We start from the raw sequence: 17896 nt of genomic DNA, 5'->3' as shown, positions 1-17896 counted from the left end.
AGCACGTGTCGATTCGGCTGGGCTCACACCCCGACCTGACCCATGCGGGTGCTCTTGCGGATGTAGAAGAACCAGGTCACCGCCAGCAGCAGGATGAAGAACACCACGTAGAACTGCAACGCCGGCTGGATGTTGCCGAACTGGGCCTTCGACCAGGCGTAGGCCAGCGGCACCACGAACCCGCCGAACGCGCCGACCGACGAGATGATGCCGAGCGCGCCCGCCGCCTGGCGGCGCATGAGCACCATCGTCTCCGGGGCGCCGCCGGCGTCTTCACCCTTGACACGGAAGATCTTCGAGATCATCCGGTAGGTCGAGCCGTTGCCGATGCCCGTGGCGACGAAAAGGAACATGAAGGCGACAAAGAACATCGGCAGGTTCACCGCGTTCACCGACCACAGCGCCGCGGCGGCTCCGACCGCGAGCATCACGAAGCTCAGTGCCGTGATCCGTGCTCCGCCGTAGTGGTCGGAGAGCTTACCTCCCAGCGGACGGGCCACCGAGCCGATGCCGGCGCCGAGGAACGCCCATGCCAGCGCGATGTCACCCCGGTCGAAGACCGCTTTGAGCAGGGTGGGGAACGCCGCCGAATAGCCGATGAACGAGCCGAAGGTGCCGATGTAGAGCAGCGACATGATCCAGGTGTCACGGTGGCGCAACGACTGGAAGACCGGCTTCACATCAGCTTTGGCCTCGGTGAGGTTGTTCATGAACAGGAACGCGCACACCGCGGCGGCGATCGCCAGCGGAACGTAGAACAATCCCGCGCGCGACAGCGCCACGCCACCGCCGGCCACCACGACCAGCGGGATGATCTTCTGGGCCACCGCAACCCCGATGTTGCCGCCGGCGGCATTGAGTCCCAGCGCCCAGCCTTTCTCCCGTTCCGGGTAGAAGAACGAGATGTTGGCCATCGACGAGGCGAAGTTGCCACCGCCGAAACCCGCGGTGGCCGCGATCAGGCACAGTCCGACGAACGAGAAGCCGGGGTCGCTGACCGCCCACGACATCAACAGACACGGGATCAACAGCAGCAGAGCCGAAACCACCGTCCAGTTGCGGCCACCGAAAACCGGCACCGCGAACGTGTACGGGATGCGCAGGAACGCCCCCACACCGCTGGGTACGGCCACCAGCCAGAGCGCCTGGGTGGTGGTCAACGCCCACCCTGAGGCCGCCGCGCTGCCGTCGGCCGCGGCGGTCATCTGGACCACGACGATGCTCCACAGCAACCACACCGAGAAGCCGATGTGCTCGGCGAAGATCGAGAAGATCAAGTTGCGCCGAGCGATCGGGCGGCCGGTGCCGTTCCAGAACTCCGGGTCCTCGGGCCGCCAGTCGTCGATCCAGTGCTTGCCCTTGTGGTGGGTCTGCGGGGGTGCCGCGATGTCGGGCGCCGGGTTACTCGTGACCGTCACGGGGTCTCTCCTCGGGAATGGTGGCTGGGGCCGAACTGTCCAGGCGCCGTCTCGGAGCCATGGCTGTGCAGTCGACGCTAGGAATCCCGTGTTACGGACCCTGACGACAGCCGTTAAACGGCCGCAACAAAGATCTCAACGCCGCCGAATCGGCGATGTCAGCGACGGTATTCATCGCTGAATCATCAACGAAACAATGCCGTAACACCTGCGGCCTAGCTTCGGGCTGAGGCCGCAATTCCACCCGCTGTCGGCTTTTCCACGCTAGCGCTGAACCCGTTGTCGCACAACGTTTAGCGACTCGACCGTACAGTGCACCGGCTGAGAGCAGCCCGGCCGACGACCGCGACTCCACGAGAAGGTGAGACCAGCGCATGACCGACGGCAGCACGCCCCGATTTCTGCAAGGCGCGTTCGACTTCGACGGCAGCGGCTACGACAAGCCGGCTCCACTCGATGATTCACTGCGTTACACCGTGCCCGCCGGGGCCACGACGCAACCGGTGTATTTCCGCGGCGGGAACTCCAGCGATCAGATGATCACCGTCGTGCTCTGCCGCGACGGCGCACCGATGCGCTACTTCCCGATCGCCGCCCGAGGCGCCACCCATGTGGCGCTGCGGGTGGTCGAGGATCTTCTCGCCGACACCGTGCTCGAACTGCAGGTGGCCGCGCCCGGAGGCGCGTCCGGCACCGTCATCGTCGACCTCGGGTTGGTGGAGGTCTAGATGACCGTCGTCGAGACCGCTTCCGCCAACGGACAGGCACACCCGACCGACAAGTCCAATCTCGTCGTCGTCGGCAATGGCATGGCGGGAATCAGGGCCATCGAGGAGGTTCTGGCCCGCGATGGTGCCGAGAGGTTCACCGTCACGGTGTTCGGTGACGAGCCGTACGGCAACTACAACCGGATCCTGCTGTCGAACGTGCTGGCCGGCGTCGACGATCCGGGCGAGATCTACCTCAACGCGATGGACTGGTACACCGACAACGGCATCGACCTGCGGGCCGGAGTCCGTGTCGTTCGCGTCGACACCTTCGCCCACCTCGTGTACGCCGACGATGGCACCGCGATGCGGTACGACAAGTTGATCCTGGCCACCGGCAGCCGCTCGTTCTTTCCGCCGATGGCCGGGCTGTGGGCCGACAACAAGACGCTGGCTGACGGCGTGTTCGGGTTCCGCACCCTCGACGACACCGCGGCCATGATCGGTGAGGCGGCTACCCGCACGAAGGCCGTCGTCATCGGCGGCGGACTGCTGGGCCTGGAAGCCGCGCGCGGGCTGCAGAACCGGGGGTTGACTGTGGACGTCGTGCACGCCGGGCCGACGTTGATGAACGCCCAACTCGACGAACTCGGCGGCGACATCCTGCGCAAGTCGGTCGAGGGCCTCGGCATCGGCGTGCACACCGAGAAGCGGACCACCGAGGTCGTCGTCGAGAACGGCAGACTGTCGCGGGTCCTGTTCGCCGACGGATCCGGCCTGGACTGCGACATGTTGGTCATCGCCGCCGGCATCCGGCCCAATGTCGGGCTGGCGCAACGGGCAGGGCTGACCGTCGAACGCGCCATCGTCACCGACGACCACATGCGCTCGGTGGACGACGACGACGTCTACGTCGTCGGTGAGTGCGCCCAGCACCGCGGCCAGGTCTACGGTCTGGTGGCCCCGCTGTGGGAGCAGGCCAAGGTACTCGCCGACCACCTGACCGGAAGGGATGCGTCGTCGGCGTATCACGGGTCGCGGGTGGCGACCAAGCTCAAGGTCGCCGGGGTCGACGTCGCCTCGATGGGCATCAAGGCACCCGAGCATCCCGACGATGAATTCGTGCAGTACTCCGAACCCAAGCACGGTGTCTACAAGACGATCGTGATCCGCGACGGCAAGCTGGTGGGTGCCACGCTGGTCGGCGACGTCTCCAAGGTGTCGTTCCTCACCCAGGCTTTCGACAGTCAACTGCCGCTGCCCGACGAGCGCGTGGAGCTGATGTTCGACATCGGCACCCCCGACGTCGAATTGGGGGTCGCCGAACTGGCCGACGACGCGCAGGTGTGCAACTGCAACGGGGTGTCCAAGGGCGCGTTGGTGTCCTGCGTGCAGGACGGCGAGAAGTCGGTCAGCGGCGTGATGGCCAAGACCAAGGCCGGCAAGGGTTGCGGCTCCTGTAAGGAGCTGGTCTGCCAGGTCGTCGAGTGGGCGGCCGGCGGAGCGGTGACCGAAGACCCGTCGGCGTCGTGGTACGTCCCTGGGATTCCCTACGACAAACCGACGCTGATGCACCACATCCGCGAGCTCAAGCTGCATTCGGTGTCGTCGGTGTTCGCCGCGTTGGCGCCCGACGGCAAGGAGGACGCCGGATCGAAGATGGCGCTGGCGTCGCTACTGGACATGATGTGGGCCGACGAGTACGTCGACGAGCGGGACGCCCGCTTCATCAACGACCGGGTGCACGCCAACATCCAACGCGACGGCACCTTCTCGGTGGTGCCGCAGATGAAGGGCGGTGTCACCAGCGTCGCGCAACTCCGCAAGATCGCCGATGTCGCCGAGAAGTACGAGATCCCGATGATCAAGCTGACCGGCGGACAGCGCATCGACCTGCTCGGAGTCCGCAAAGAGGATCTGCCCGCGGTGTGGGCGGACCTGGACATGCCGTCGGGGTATGCCTACGGCAAGAGCTTCCGGACCGTGAAAACGTGTGTGGGCAGCGACTTCTGCCGCTATGGCGTGGGTGATTCCACCGCACTGGGCATCGCGATCGAAGAGCGCTACCAGGGGCTGGCCAGCCCGGCGAAGATGAAGCTGGCCGTCACCGGCTGTCCCCGCAACTGCGCCGAGGCACTGTGCAAGGACCTCGGCGTCGTCGCCGTCGACGGCGGCCGGTGGGAGATCTATGTCGGCGGCGCGGCGGGCGCGCACATTCGCAAGGGCGACCTGTTGGCCACCGTCGATTCACCCGAGGAGGTGATGACGCTGACCGGACGCTTCCTGCAGTACTACCGTGAGGGCGCCAATTGGCTTGAGCGAACGTACAAGTGGGTGCCTCGGGTCGGCATCGAGCACCTGCGGGAGGTGCTCGTGGAGGATCCCGACGACGACTTCGTCGCCGGTCTCGACGAGCGCATGCAGAAGTCGATCGACGCCTACCGCGACCCGTGGCGAGACGGGCAGGAACCGCGTTCGGAGGGCCAGTTCCGGTCGTCGCTGCCGTTGCTGCCGTTGCCGAAGGTGCCGGTCCGATGAGGGCGACGACCGCGTTGAGACTGCGTCCAGCGTCGTGTTTTCGGTGAAAATCCCGCTGCTGGCGCAGTCTCAACGGAAGGTGTGGCGATGACCGAGGTGGGCCGCCTGGACGAGGTGCCTGTCGGCGAGGGGCGCACGTTCGCCGTCGACGGCGAGCAGATCGCCGTCTTCCGGCTCCGCGACGGGTCGCTGCGGGCCGTCGGTGCGGTCTGCCCGCACAAGGGCGGACCGTTGGCCGACGGCCTGGCTGACGACCGGGTCATCGTGTGCCCGCTGCACAATCACACGTTCGATCTCTGCACGGGCCGTGAGGTGTCCGGGGCGGACATGTCGGTGCCCTGCTACGCGGTCACCGAGGTCGACGGCACGATCCGGGTCACGCTGACCTGAACGGGGTCAGAGACGCGGCGAGTGTGGGTGCAACTCGTCACCGCCGCGCCGTGGCCAGTCCGTCACCGCGTGAATGTGGATGCCCAGTCGACGAAGATCTCGACGAACATTGCCGGGTCCTGGCCGTGCATGGAGTGACCCATCATCGGAAACGACCGGTAGGTGAGCGGCGCGCCGCCACCTTTGACCAACTGGGTCACCCGCCCGGCCTGCACGTCCGAGCACGCGCCGATCAGCCCCCCGGAGCTCTCGTCGATCATCCGGAAGTGATGGGTGAACAGCACCGGAACCTTCACCTGGCTCAGCATCACGTGATGGGGGCAGCTGGCGGCGAACGCTCCGGTGATGAAAGCCTTGCCCCACTCGGGGTCGTACTCGCGCAGGTTCTGGGCCGGCTCCTCGGTACCGACGACCAGCGCGACGTGGGCCTGCCAGTCGGCCAGTTCCTCCGGCACCGCGGCGACGAACCCGTCCCAGTCGCCGACGCTCCACTGGTCTCCGAGATACTTCGCCCACAACCCGAACAGCGGACCGATGCTGTCGGTGATCGGCGGCCCCACGACGGGCGCGGTCTCCGAACTGAAGAACGGCGGATCTTCCCAACATGCCGCGATCACCTGGCCGGGCTTGGCGTAGGCGGAGAGCCAGGCGCTGGCCAGGCCACCTGAGGACAGACCGCTGATGAAGGCCGGACGACCGATGACCCCGTCGAGAAAACGAACGAGGTCGTTTCCGATGTTGTCGAGGGTGTACCGATGCGGGGTCCTGGTGGAACGGCCCTGCCCGCGAAGGTCCACGGCGTGCACCTGGAAGTGCTCCGCCAGGAGCGGCATCACCGCCTCATAGCCCCACCAGGATTCCGACTGGCCTGGGATCAGCAGCAGCGCCGGCTTGTCGGACCGGCCGGTGACTGCGTAGTTGAGCTCGACCTCGCCGGTGTCGAAGAGTTGTTCGGCGTAGTCGTGCGCGACATAGGTGGCTTCCGGAGCGTGCGGGCCGAAAACACCTGCGTACCTTCCCATGCCTCCAGGTTGTCACACCGTCCACGAGCTCGGACGCGTCGGCTACACGACGGTGGCGTCGGTGATCGTGCCGGTGCCGGTGCCGTCACCGACCGTGGCACCGGTCGGGCTGGACAGCGTGACCAGGAAGCTCTCGGTGCCCTCGGCGACGGTGTCGCCGAGCACCACCACGCTGATGGTCTTGCTGGTCTCCCCCGGTGCGAACGTCAGCGTGCCGGTGGCCGCGACGTAATCGTCGCCGCCGGTGGCGGTGCCGTTGGACGTCGCGTACTGCACCGTCACCGTCTGGTTCGACGGCTGGGCCAGGGTCACCACGAAGTTCGCCAACACACCTGAGGTGCCCTCGTCGAAGTCGAACTGCAACGCCTCGAGATAGACCAGCTTGTTCGCGTTGACCGTGTTCCAGTCGTCGGCCAGGATGCCGCCGGTGTCGGTCGAATTGGGGTTCCACGACCAGAACGTCCACGACATGTCCTCGGTGCCCGCGGCGATGTCGATGGTGCCGTCGTTGTCGAAGTCACCCGACAGGTACGACGTGATCGCCTCGTACCAGACGACGTCCTTGGGATCGCTGAGCCTGGTACCGAACTCGCCGAGATAGATCGGGGCGATGTTCTGCTCGTAGATGTAACCCCACATCTGCTCGAACTTGTCGGGCAACGCGTCCCCGAAATCGGCGCCCTGGAACCACGGTTGGGCGTAGACCGAGTTCGGATAGTCGTGCGGCGAATACACCACCCGGTCGGCCACGTCGAGCACGATGGGCCGGTCGGCCACCCCCATCAGGTTGCCGCCCCACCAATAGTGCTGTCCCTCATAGCTGGCCACGCCCTCGACGAAGATCAACCAGTTGTCGTTGACCGCCAGAATCGCATTGCCGGCACGCTCGGCGGCCGCCGCCCAGTCGGTCGCGCCCCCACCGCCCCACGTCCCGTTGTGCGGTTCGTTGTGCAGGTCGGCCCCGATCACGGTGGGGTCGTCAGCGTAGCGCGCGGCCAGCATCTGCCAATCCGCGATCCACTGCGCCTCCGTGTACTGGCCCTCGTACCACAGCCCGTTGGCGGTGGCGCCGGCCCCGGCGCTGCTGCGGTGGTGGTCGAGGATCACCCGAAGCCCGACCTCGCCGGCATAACGGATGACCTCGTCCATGATCTCGATCGGGGTCAACCCGGCCAGTTCGGGGTTGCGGTAGAAGTCGATGCCGGACGGCATCTTGGTGGTGTGCAACATCTCACTGGAGTAGGGCAGCCGGATGGTGTTGAACTCCAGGGCCACCATCTGATCCATCATGTCCTGATAGTTGCGGGTCCACAGCCCGTGCGGCGTGAAGATGTCGCTCTCCATGCCGAACCAGTTGATACCGGCGATCTGCACGGGATTGCCTGCCGAGTCGACGATCTGGTTACCCGATGTGCTGAACCAGCCGGGGGCGACGCCGCTGCCCGGCGCGCCTTCGACCACCGACGCGTCGGAGATGCTCAGCATCAGGTTCGCCGGGTTGATCACGTCGTCGTTGACGATGGTGCCGGTCGCGGAGCCGTCGGCGACCGTCACCCCGGACGGGCTGGACAGGGTCAGCGTGAACGTCTCGTCGGTTTCGGCAGTTCCGTCCCCGGTGACGGTGACGCTGATCTGCTGGGACAACACCCCGGGCGCGAAGGTGATGGTGCCGTCTGCGGCGGTGTAGTCCACCCCGGCCGTCGCGGTCCCGTTCGAGGTCACATACCCCACCGACACCGCCTCATCCGAGGCCGCATCCAACGTCACCGTGAACGTCAACTGCGTGGTGCCACTGTTGCCTTCGACGACCGACGCATCAGCCACCGACACCTTCGGCACCACCGGCGCGGGCCCACCGGTCGACGACCCGTTGACCTTGAACCCCGTCACCGCCGACGACCCACCACCGGGCGCCGCCTGGAAACCGAACTCCACACTCTGCCCCGCGGCCACCTTGGCGTTCCACGACGCATTACGCACGACATAGTGCTGACCGACATGACTGACGATCTCGGCGTTCCAGATATTGCTGATCTGAGCCGGCGTATCGAACTCCACCGTCCAGCCGTCAAAGGCCGAACCCGCAGTCACCTTCACCCCGGCCACGAAACCTGAACCCCAGTCATCGGAGACCACATAGGTCACCGACGACGCACCCGGCGTCGGAGTCGGCGCCACATCATCATTGGTGATCGTGCCCACCGCCGAACCATCAGCGATCGTCGCCCCCGACGGATTCGACAAACTCACCGTGAACGTCTCGTTCCCCTCCACCGCGGTATCCCCGGTGACCGTCACATGCACCATCTGCGAGGTCACCCCGGGCGCGAACGTCACCACCCCGGATCCCGCCGTGTAGTCCACGCCCGCCGTGGCGGTCCCGTTCGACGTCACATACCCCACCGACACCGCCTCATCCGAGGCCGCGCTCAACGTCACCGTGAACATCACGTGGGTCTGCCCGCCGTCGCCCTCGACGACGGAGGCATCGGAGATGGACAGCGTGGGTAGCGCGTCGCCGACGTCGTTGGCGGTGCCGTAGTCGTTGAAGACGGCACTGAAGCTGCCGGCGGGCAGGTCGAGGCCCGATGCGGTGGGTGAGGCCTGCCCGAGGCTGCCCGGGGTGTCGCGGGCCACCGACCACATCGACAGCATCCCGAGACCCTTGGCGCGGGCGAACTCTTCGAGCGCCTGGGCGTCGGCGACCGTGAACACCTCGGTAGTGACGTCGTTGACCCCGATCATCGGCGTCACCCCGACCTGATTCCAGCCGAAGGACTGACCGAACTCGCCGTAGAGCGCGGACAATTGGGCATAGGTGGACTCGGCGGCCTGGATCGCGTAGGCGCCCATGGTCTTGGCGTTCGGGCCGCTGGTCGGCGCGGCGGACTCGCCGTAGTCCATCGCCATCACGTTGACCCCGTCGAGTGTGACGCCCGCGTCGACCGCCGAACGGACCACGTTCAGGCCGTCGGCGGTCAGGCCCGTGGGCAACACCGGCAGCGTGTACCACACCTCGAGGTCGGGCAGATCCTGCTGCAGCAACGCCAACGCCTGGCTGCGCAACGCGATCGAGGCAGCGTCGGCTACCGCGGCCCCCTCGATGTCGAAGTCGATTCGATGCAGTGAATACGTCTGTGCGACAGCGACGTAGGCGTCGGCCAGGGAACGGGCACTGAGTCCGCGGGTGGCGTACCACTGGGCCAGGCTGGTGCCGGAGGCTCCACCGAATGAGATCATCACGTCACCGCCGGCCGCCTGTAGCGCCGCGATGGAACTGTTGATGGCCTGAGCCTGTTCGAAGTCCGAATCGGGCGCCAACGCAGACAGACCGGCCCAGGCCAGCTTGCCGTCGGGGGTGGCCTGCAGGAAGCCGAGCGTCACCAACGAGGCACCGCGACTCTGCGCAATCGCAACGAGGTCGGGGACGGGCCACAGACCCATGTCGACGTAGGGAGCGTAGAACGCCTCTCCCCACAGTTCGTCGCCCGGGTTGCCTGAGTTGAGGCCGGGCATGGTGGTGACGGTGTCGTCGTCGGTGATGGTGCCGATCGCGCTGCCGTCGGCCAGCGTCGCGCCGACCGGGCTCGACAGTGTGACTGTGAACGTTTCGTTCGGCTCTGCGGCGGCATCACCGATGACGTCGACATGAACGAGTTGTGTCGTGACGCCCGGCGCGAACGTGACGGTGCCCGTGGTGGCGGTGTAGTCCACACCGGCAATGGCCGTGCCGTCGGACGTCGAGTACTGCACGGTCACGGTCTCGTCGGACGCCTTGTCCAAGGTCACCGTGAACATGAAGTGGCTGTGCTCGCCATCGCCCTCGGCGACGGTGAGGTCGGCGATGGACACCGCCGGCGGAGTCGACGGGGCGGTGTCGACGTCGTCGTTGACGATGGTCGCGACGCCCACGCCGTCACCGATGACAGCGTTGACCGGCGCCGACAGGTTCAAAGTGAACTGCTCGTCGAGCTCGATCATGGTGTCACCGGTGACCGCGACATTCACCGTCTTGACGGTCTCACCGGCGGCGAAGGTCAGCGTGCCGACCGTGGGCGTGTAGTCGGCGCCCGCCGCGGTGGCGGTGCCGTTGGCTGTGGAGTAGCTGACTGTGACCGGCTGACCGGCCGGCTCGGACAGGGTCACTGTGAAGGTCAGCGTCGTGGAATCCGAGTCACCTTCGGAGGCGCTGGCGTCACCGACGGAGACGGTCGGACTCGAAACCGGCGGCGCCGCGTTGGAGATCAGCGTCTGCCACTTGGCGCGGGCAGTGTCGTCGAGGGCGACGATGTTGCTCATCTGGAGCTCACCGAGGCCGACACCGGTCAACGTGTAGGACTGGTTGTTGTTGACGATGGCGATGCGGGTCGAGCCACTGACTTCGTCAACGGCGAATTCGTGGGCTTTGAACCAGCCGAAGTCCAGGGTGTCGGCGGCAGGGTCGAAGTCGAGCGTGGTGTGGGTGCCGTACTGCCACGCGATCGTCGTGGTGGTGCCGGTCTGCCCGCTCGGGGGCGCACCGTTTCCGGCGGCCGTCGGCCAGTTGTCGGTGCCGGCGATCGGCACCCCCTGGGGAAGCACTTGCGAGTTGGGCACGGTGCCGATGCCGAGCTGCAGGTGCAACCGGTCCTCGCGGACCTGGGCGTTGTGGAAGACGAAGTTCGTGGCGGTGAGCTGGGAGGTGGTGACGCCCTGCAGGATCAGGGCCTGACCGGTCCCCGCGTTCGAGATGACGACGCCTTCGGGGGTGTCTGTCATGTAGAGCTGTTCGCGGGTGCCGTAGTAGCGGAAGTCGACGACGTCGGTGGCGGCGTCGAATGCGACGCGGTCGATCTGGCCCACTTCGTGGGACCGCGCATACACCGTGCCGGGCGCCGCGGTGACGCCGTGTTCCCACGCCAGTGCGCCCGAAAGATCCTGGCGCAGGTGATCGTTGATGATCGGGGTGAAGCTGTCGACGGTGAGCTGACCCAGCGACACACCCTGGACGATCGCCGTCTCACCTGACCACGGGTTGCGGAACCCGACGCCTTCGGCGGTGTCGACGACGATGAAGTTGTGCACTGACACGTCACCGAGGTCGAGTTTGTCCTTGGCCGGGTCGAAGCCGACGATGTCCGGCCCTGACGCGCTGACCTGATACACCGATCCGCTGCCGGTGGAGGTGGCCTGCGCCGCGGCCAGCAGCATGGCGGTCGGCGCGGCGGCTGCAGACGTCTCACCGCCACCGGCCTCGGCGGCGGAGACGGTCACGGTCACCGGGACCTCGGTGGTGCGCGGGCCGGCGGACAGCAGCCGGAACCCGGTGTCGCGGACCCGGATGACGAAGGTGTCGGTGCCACCGGCGGCGGCGAGATCCGGGCCGGCGGTGTAGACGAAGTCGCCGTCCGCGTCGACGGTCACCGCACCCTGGCCGGGCGCCTGAACCACGCTGTAGCGCAACGGGTCGCCCTCGGGATCCGTGGCGCCCAGCGACCCGGTGAGCACTCCCGGCCCCGCCTGCCCGGTCAACACCGGCGCGGCGTTGGGCCCGTCGTTGGAGAACAACCGGTCCATCTCGCGCCGGATCGCCCCGAACACCGCGGTGACGAATTCGAAGGTCGGCAGCGGGACGCCGGTGTCGCCGGCCGACGGCCCGATTCCGAGGAGCCCCAGGAACTTCGACACCAACCCGGCCAGACCCGTGGTCGCGGTCTGCGGTGCCGGGTCGACCGACGCGTCGTCCGTGTCGACGACAGTGGTGGCGGCGTCGGGCGTCGACTGCTGCCGCAGCGCCGTGGCGGCGGACCGGGCGGTTGTCGCCGGCTGACCGCCGTCACTGCCGACCGCGGCGTCGGTCGGAGCAGGCTCGGACTGCGGCTCAGACGCGGTCTGCGCATCCGGCTCGGACTCGGCCGGCGCCTCCTCGGCCGGTGGCGATCCGTACGCAGACCCAGCAGAGCCGTCGGCCGGATCGGCTGCGGCGGCGCCGTTCGACTCGACATCACCGACAGGGGAATCCAGGTCGACACCGGGGCTCACCTGGCCTTCGGCACCGACATCGGAGGTGTCGTCCGGGTCGGCGGCGTCGTCATCGGAGCCGGCCGGGTCGGCAGCCCCGTCGGCAACGACGACCCCGTCTTCCTCCGCAGCGACGGCCTCGAGCTCGTCGTTCTGTTCGTCGTCGACCATCTCGTCCAGTTCGTCGGCGACGGCGTCCGCGGCATCGACGTCGTCCTGTTCGGCGTCATCGAGGGCGGTGTCACCCGCACCTGCCGGGTCGGCGTCCGAGTTCGAGTCGTCGGGATCTGTCGAGGCCTCCGCGGCCGCCCCGGTCCTCGCCGCCTCGGTGCTGGCGTTGTCGGGACCGGCTCCACTGGTGCTGCTCTCGTCGGAGGGGTCCGCAGTAGCCACCGCTGGACCGGCCAACCCGATCCCCAACGCCACAGCTAACACACCAACACGTCCGACAAATCGTCCGTAACCCATCAGCAACGCACTCCCGTCTCACCTCAGCGCCCGCATCTCGGTGGCCGGCCCCGGCCTGGATTCCGATCACGAAACGATATTAACGACTGTGAAAAGCATTCAACCCGACTTCCGACGGCAGCGTCAAGGATGAAGGTCTCTTGACCCAGATGCGCCGTCACAGACACATAGTTGACCTATCTAAGCTAACTCGAAGGACAACGTTTTGTAGCATCATCTAGCAGCTCAGATCGGCTGATCGTACAAGTGCAAGCCGCTTTCGGCAAATATCATTATCGGCCTTGAAGAGATCCCGTCAGCCAGCCGACAGGTAGTCCGGCGACTAACTTCTTTGCGATTGTCGAATACGCGAACAATGAGCGCGGCAGTGTCCAAATGAATGACATCACCGGTGACCACGGGACTACATCGCCTCGGCCGAGTATACGGATCAGTGCCATTGAGCAAAGTACTGTTCTCGCGCATCGGTAGTCATGACCAGTGTTCAGCAACATCGAATACCAGATCTCGGCGCAGGGTCCGAGATCCCCAGAAGAAGGGTCGGAGGTCACTAGGCGCAGGCGAGCGCACCGAGCAGCATGAAGGGATGACACGTATACCGCTGGTTGGCTCCACCCCGGTCTCGACTCTCACCGGTGATTCGGTGGCACGGGTGTCTGCCGACGCCTCCATCGCCGACGTAGCCCGTGCGCTGGTCTCCCGTGACGTCGGCATGGTCGTGGTCGGAGACGAGCAACGCCCCGCCGCGGTCCTCAGCGAGCGTGATGTCGTGCGCGTGGTGGCCGCCGGCAGTGATCCGACCACCGTGCGGGCCGGCGATGTCGCCAGTACCAAACTGGTCTGGGCGAGCGCCGAGGACACCGTCGACGAGGTGGCGAACCGGATGATGGAGCACTACATCCGCCATATCCTGGTCGAACAGGACGGGTCGCTGGTCGGGGTCGTCTCGGCCCGGGATCTGCTGGGCGCCTACAGTTCCGAGGCTGCCGACGGCTGAGCGGGCGGCACCCGGCAGGATCGGCTGACGTTCACCAGGCACCGGGCAGTGGCGGCCGGTCCGACGAGCGCACCCGCTCGAACGCGATAATGGGCCGGTGACACGCACGGTTCTGTTTCTGCGCAACGACCCCTTGGCGACCGAGGCGTTGCTCGCCGACGCATTCGGCGAGTTCGGCTACGACGTCGACACCTTCGACGTGGTCCCCGCCGACCGCGCCCACGACCCTGCCGCCGACGTGGTCTTTCCCGACCCGCACGGCTACGACGTCATCGTCCCGCTGGGCGCCCGCTGGCCGGTGTACGACCCGGCGTTGCGGGCGAGCTGGGTGGGCACCGAAATGCAGCTGGTGCGTGACGCCGCGGCGGCCGGGATCGCGCTGTTGGGTGTGTGTTTCGGTGGTCAGCTGCTGGCCCAGGCCTTCGGCGGCAGCGTCGGGCGCTCGACGCGCCCGGAGATCGGCTGGTTCGACACCGCCAGCGCCCGGCCGGACATCGTCCCGGGTGGCGCGTGGTTCCAATGGCATTTCGATCGATGGACCCTTCCACCCGGGGCCGTCGAGCTGGCCAGAACCCCGGATGCATCGCAGGCCTTCACCCTGGGCCGAGCTCTGGCGTTGCAGTTCCATCCGGAGGTCGATGTCAGGTTGCTGGAGAACTGGATCACCGGCGACGACGTCGGTGAGCTCGCCGCGCTGGGTCTGAACGCCGACGAGTTACTCACCCGGACAACAGAGTTGGCCGATGATGTCGCTCCCCGGATCAGGGCGCTGGTAGCCGGCTTCCTGACCCACGTCGCCGGTCAGTCCCGGCCGAGCTGATGGGCCAGCGCGTCACCGACGTCCGGGTGGCGGAAGCGGTGTCCGAGCGCGGTGAGCTTCGCCGGCAGCACGCGCTGGCTGGCCTCGGCCAGCTCGCGGGCGCCCTGCTCGCCCAGCAGCACACGGGGGCCCAGCGCGGGAACCGGTAACACCGCGGGCCGGTGCAGCACCGAGGCCAGGGCGGCGGTGTACTCGGAGTTGCGCACCGGTTCGGGTCCCACCGCGTTGACCGGCCCGGTCAGCCGCTCGTCGTAGAGGGCGCGGTGATAGACGTCGAGCAGGTCGTCCAGTCCGACCCAGGCCAGCCACTGCCGCCCCGACGCCAGCCGACCGCCGAGGCCCGCGGCGAACAACGGCCGCAGCAACCGCAGCGTTCCGCCCGCGGCGGCTTGCACGATGCCGGTGCGCACCGTCACCACCCGCAGCCCGGCGTCGACCGCAGGCGCCGTCGCAGCCTCCCAGTCGGTGACGACGTCGGCAAGGAACCCGCTGCCGTGTGAGCTGTCCTCGGTCAGCGGGGTGTCCCCGCGGTCGTAGCCGTACACGCCGACCGCCGAGGCACTGATGAACACCCGGGGCCCGTCCGGCGCGGCCGTCGCCGCCACCGCCAGCTTGCGGGTCGGCTCGATGCGGCTGTCCCGGATGGCGGCGCGGTGGGCTTCGGTGAAGCGCCCGGCGATCGAGGCGCCGGCCAGGTGGATGACGGCATCGACGCCGCTGAGTAGAGCGGGGTCCGGATTCTGCGGATCCCAGGTGCGCTCGTCGTCACCGCGCGCCGGACGGCGCACCAACCTGATGACACGGTGCCCGCCGGTGGTGAGGAACGCCGAGAGAGCGCTGCCGACCAGACCCGACGAGCCGGTGATCGCGATGACAGAGGGTGCCAGACCTGCGTCGGCGGCGTCGCGGTGCGCGGCCAGGTCGTCGGCGAGCTGACGGTGGCGGTAGACGAACGTCGAGCGCAGCGCCGCTTCGGGCACGATGGTCTCGACCCGGTCGTGCATTCGGGTCCGTCCGCCCACATCGGCGAACGTATGGGTGTGCCGCCAGCTTCCCACCAGCCGAGCCGGCCAGGACGCCGGCCCCTGCGCGGACAGCTCGTCGACGAAACGACTGCGGGGCACGTAAGCCGACGGATCATGGCGCGCCACCCAGCGCAGCCCACCGGGCAGCCCCAGCACCGCGACGCCGTCGGCGAGCGACTCGGCCTCCCGCACCACGGTCATGGGCTGCCACGGCGGAACCAGCCGGGGCATCGCGCCGGGCCGGGTATGCCAATCCCACACGGTGTCGACGGGATGATCGAGGTGGCTCTCGTGTTCGATGCCCATGATCCTCCGAACCTGTCGTGTCGTCTGCGCAGTATTCGTCACCGTTGCCGCACCGGATTGCCCGGAAAGCGCGCGGGTACCCGTGCAGAGGCGAACACTGTGAACCATCCGGCGATGAGCGTGCCATGACTGAGACCCCGCGAACATTTCGAGACCGCCGCGAGGCAGGTCAGGTTCTCGCGCGGGATCTGGAGCGCTACCGGGGCCGGCGGGACCTGCAGGTACTGGGTCTGGCGCGCGGCGGGGTTCCCATCGGTTGGGAGGTGGCGGCTCACCTGCACGCGCCGCTGGACGTCTGCCTGGTGCGCAAGCTGGGCGTCCCGCAGCACCCCGAGCTGGCCATGGGCGCGGTCGCCACGGGCGGCGGGGTGGTGCTCAACGAGGGCCTGGTGCGCAGCCTGGGCATCGGGCCGGACCAGGTCCGGGACGCCATCGAGCGGGAGACCGCCGAACTGCACCGGCGCGAGCAGGTCTACCGGGGCGGCCGCCCTCCACTGGACCTGACGGGCCGCACGGTGATTCTCGTCGACGACGGCATCGCGACGGGAGCCAGCATGGTCGCCGCCGCGCGCTCGGTGCGGCAGGCCGGTGCGGCACAGGTCGTGGTCGCGGCACCGGTGGGCCCGGCCTCGGTGTGGCGGGAGTTTCGTGACGAGGCCGACGACGTGGTCTGCTCGACGACACCCGCCGACTTCCACGCGGTGGGTCAGGTGTTTGCCGACTTCCACCAGGTCGGCGACGACGAAGTCCGGGCTGCGCTGGCCAGCCCGACGTCCTCGGCGCCGCAGTGACCCGACGGGCACCGCGTCAGTTCCTGGCGGTGTCCTCGTTGTCGCCCTCGGTCGAGCTGGGCTCGGCCGACACGGTGTCGGACTCGTTCTCCGTCGGTACGGCGTCGTCCTGATAGTCGGCGATCGGCGGTTCGTCGGGATAGTCCTCGACGTCAGACGTGGTCTCGACCATGTCGGTGTCGTCGGTCGACTCGGCGTCGGATTCCTCGTCGGCGCCGGCCCGGGAGCGGTCACGCAGCGCGTCGACGATGAGCAGCACCACGCCGATGACACTGGCGGCGATGCACACCCAGGCGATCAACTCGTTGCTGGTCACCACAGCGGTGACCAGCGCCGCGAGACCGATCACGGCGAGTACCAGCGCGACGATCAGCACGGAACGGTCCGGGAGGACAAGACGGGACGGTGGCGCACGTGACTAGTTGTTGCCCCGGTTGAACTGGTTGAAGCCGCCGTCGCTGTTGGCTCCGGAGTCCACCGGTGCTGCCGAGCCACGCTGGCCCAGCTCCTCGAGCTGAGACTCCAGGTACGTCTTCAACCGCGTCCGGTACTCCCGCTCGAAGGTGCGCAGCTGTTCGAGTCGGCCTTCCAGCACCGTGCGCTGCTGGTTGATCGTCCCCATGATCTCGGAGTGCTTGCGCTCGGCATCGGCCTGCAGCGCATCGGCCTTCTCCTGGGCCTGACGCAGCTGGGTCTCCGACCGGGTTTGCGCGTCGGCGAGCATCGCGTCGGCGCGCTGCCGCGCTTCGGCGACCGTGGTCTCGGCGGTCTGTCGCGCCTCGGTGACCATCTGGTCGGCCTGCGCACGGGCATCGGCGAGCATCTTCTCGGACTCTGCCTTGGCGCTGTTGGTCAGCCGGTCGGCGGTGTCCTGGGCCAGGCTGAGCACCTTGGCGGCACGCAGGTGCTGGTCCTCGGTGGCCGCGGCCGGCTGCTGCTGTTGCGGCGGGGCCTCGTAGGCGGGCTCCGGAGCCGGTGCGGGTTCGGGCTCTGGCTCGTAGACTGGCAGGGTCTGCGTGGGCTGGGCGCCACCGCCAGAGCGGGCCGAGGCGAGTTCCTGATCCAGCTCGCTGACCCGCTGCCGCAGGTCGCTGTTCTCCTCGATGAGACGGGCCAGCTCGTTCTCGACGAGATCGAGGAAGGCATCGACCTCGTCTTCGTTGTAGCCGCGCTTGCCGATCGGTGGCTTACTGAAAGCGACGTTGTGCACGTCGGCAGGAGTGAGCGGCATTGTCTGCCCCCTTGAAGTCTGGACCGTCAATCGATCTCAAAGTGTAAAGCAGTGCTGGATGGTAACTGGCGTCCATCCTGTCACACCAGACCCGGCGGTTGCAGAAGAGGCCGATAATTAAGACCGAATTTCAACTTTGCCCGCTTGCGCGGGCCACCGGGGCGGAAGACGAGCGACCCTCGG

At 67.5% G+C, this 17896-nt stretch carries 12 protein-coding genes; 6 read left to right on the top strand and 6 right to left on the bottom strand.

What is annotated here, in order from left to right:
• Nucleotides 1–23: 23 nt before the first annotated feature.
• A complete protein-coding gene (locus J3476_RS13980; RefSeq protein WP_207067041.1) occupies nucleotides 24–1418 on the bottom strand; it encodes an MFS transporter in 1395 nt (464 codons plus the stop codon).
• Nucleotides 1419–1792: 374 nt separating this feature from the next.
• On the opposite strand from J3476_RS13980, the gene J3476_RS13975 reads away from it, so the two are divergent.
• The 3 genes from J3476_RS13975 to J3476_RS13965 all read left to right on the top strand — a co-directional run bounded on the left by J3476_RS13975 (nucleotide 1793) and on the right by J3476_RS13965 (nucleotide 5053).
• Nucleotides 1793–2146, top strand: a complete 354-nt coding sequence (locus tag J3476_RS13975) for a molybdopterin oxidoreductase (RefSeq protein ID WP_207067040.1) — start codon at nucleotides 1793–1795, stop codon at nucleotides 2144–2146.
• The gene (nirB, locus tag J3476_RS13970; RefSeq protein WP_207067039.1) at nucleotides 2147–4663 is read left to right on the top strand and encodes a nitrite reductase large subunit NirB; all 2517 of its coding nucleotides are present in this window, start codon (nucleotides 2147–2149) and stop codon (nucleotides 4661–4663) included. It abuts the gene before it with no gap.
• Nucleotides 4664–4750: 87 nt separating this feature from the next.
• Nucleotides 4751–5053 carry a Rieske 2Fe-2S domain-containing protein gene (locus tag J3476_RS13965; RefSeq protein ID WP_207067038.1) on the top strand — a complete coding sequence of 101 codons (303 nt, stop codon included), beginning with the start codon at nucleotides 4751–4753 and terminating at the stop codon, nucleotides 5051–5053.
• A 62-nt stretch (nucleotides 5054–5115) separates the two neighbouring features.
• Here J3476_RS13965 and J3476_RS13960 read toward each other — a convergent pair whose 3' ends face one another.
• Nucleotides 5116–6075, bottom strand: a complete 960-nt coding sequence (locus J3476_RS13960) for an alpha/beta hydrolase (protein ID WP_207067037.1) — start codon at nucleotides 6073–6075, stop codon at nucleotides 5116–5118.
• A 42-nt stretch (nucleotides 6076–6117) separates the two neighbouring features.
• Nucleotides 6118–12468 carry a Calx-beta domain-containing protein gene (locus J3476_RS13955; RefSeq protein WP_286183014.1) on the bottom strand — a complete coding sequence of 2117 codons (6351 nt, stop codon included), beginning with the start codon at nucleotides 12466–12468 and terminating at the stop codon, nucleotides 6118–6120.
• Between the two features lie 661 nt (nucleotides 12469–13129).
• On the opposite strand from J3476_RS13955, the gene J3476_RS13950 reads away from it, so the two are divergent.
• Both J3476_RS13950 and J3476_RS13945 read left to right on the top strand, forming a co-directional pair.
• A complete protein-coding gene (locus tag J3476_RS13950; RefSeq protein WP_207067035.1) occupies nucleotides 13130–13540 on the top strand; it encodes a cyclic nucleotide-binding/CBS domain-containing protein in 411 nt (136 codons plus the stop codon).
• A 97-nt stretch (nucleotides 13541–13637) separates the two neighbouring features.
• A complete protein-coding gene (locus J3476_RS13945; protein WP_207067034.1) occupies nucleotides 13638–14360 on the top strand; it encodes a type 1 glutamine amidotransferase in 723 nt (240 codons plus the stop codon).
• On the opposite strand, the gene J3476_RS13940 is transcribed toward J3476_RS13945, so the two are convergent.
• Nucleotides 14342–15691: a TIGR01777 family oxidoreductase gene (locus J3476_RS13940; RefSeq protein WP_207067033.1), complete on the bottom strand. Its 1350-nt coding sequence runs from the start codon at nucleotides 15689–15691 to the stop codon at nucleotides 14342–14344. The two genes, J3476_RS13945 and J3476_RS13940, sit on opposite strands and share 19 nt — an antisense overlap.
• 125 nt (nucleotides 15692–15816) lie before the next feature.
• On the opposite strand from J3476_RS13940, the gene J3476_RS13935 reads away from it, so the two are divergent.
• Nucleotides 15817–16482, top strand: coding sequence for a phosphoribosyltransferase (locus tag J3476_RS13935; protein WP_207067032.1), 666 nt, complete (start codon nucleotides 15817–15819; stop codon nucleotides 16480–16482).
• Between the two features lie 16 nt (nucleotides 16483–16498).
• On the opposite strand, the gene J3476_RS13930 is transcribed toward J3476_RS13935, so the two are convergent.
• Together J3476_RS13930 and J3476_RS13925 are read right to left on the bottom strand one after the other, a co-directional pair.
• Entirely contained in the window at nucleotides 16499–16858 is a 360-nt protein-coding gene (locus tag J3476_RS13930; RefSeq protein WP_207067031.1) for a phage holin family protein, read from the bottom strand.
• Nucleotides 16859–16900: 42 nt separating this feature from the next.
• A complete protein-coding gene (locus J3476_RS13925) occupies nucleotides 16901–17713 on the bottom strand; it encodes a DivIVA domain-containing protein (RefSeq protein WP_207067030.1) in 813 nt (270 codons plus the stop codon).
• Between the last annotated feature and the right edge of the window lie 183 nt (nucleotides 17714–17896).

The sequence above is a fragment of the Mycobacterium sp. PO1 genome (assembly GCF_017312405.1).
Classification (GTDB): Bacteria; Actinomycetota; Actinomycetes; order Mycobacteriales; family Mycobacteriaceae; genus Mycobacterium.
Note: the sequence above shows the minus strand (reverse complement) of the source record. Positions and strands in the feature narration are given on the sequence as shown.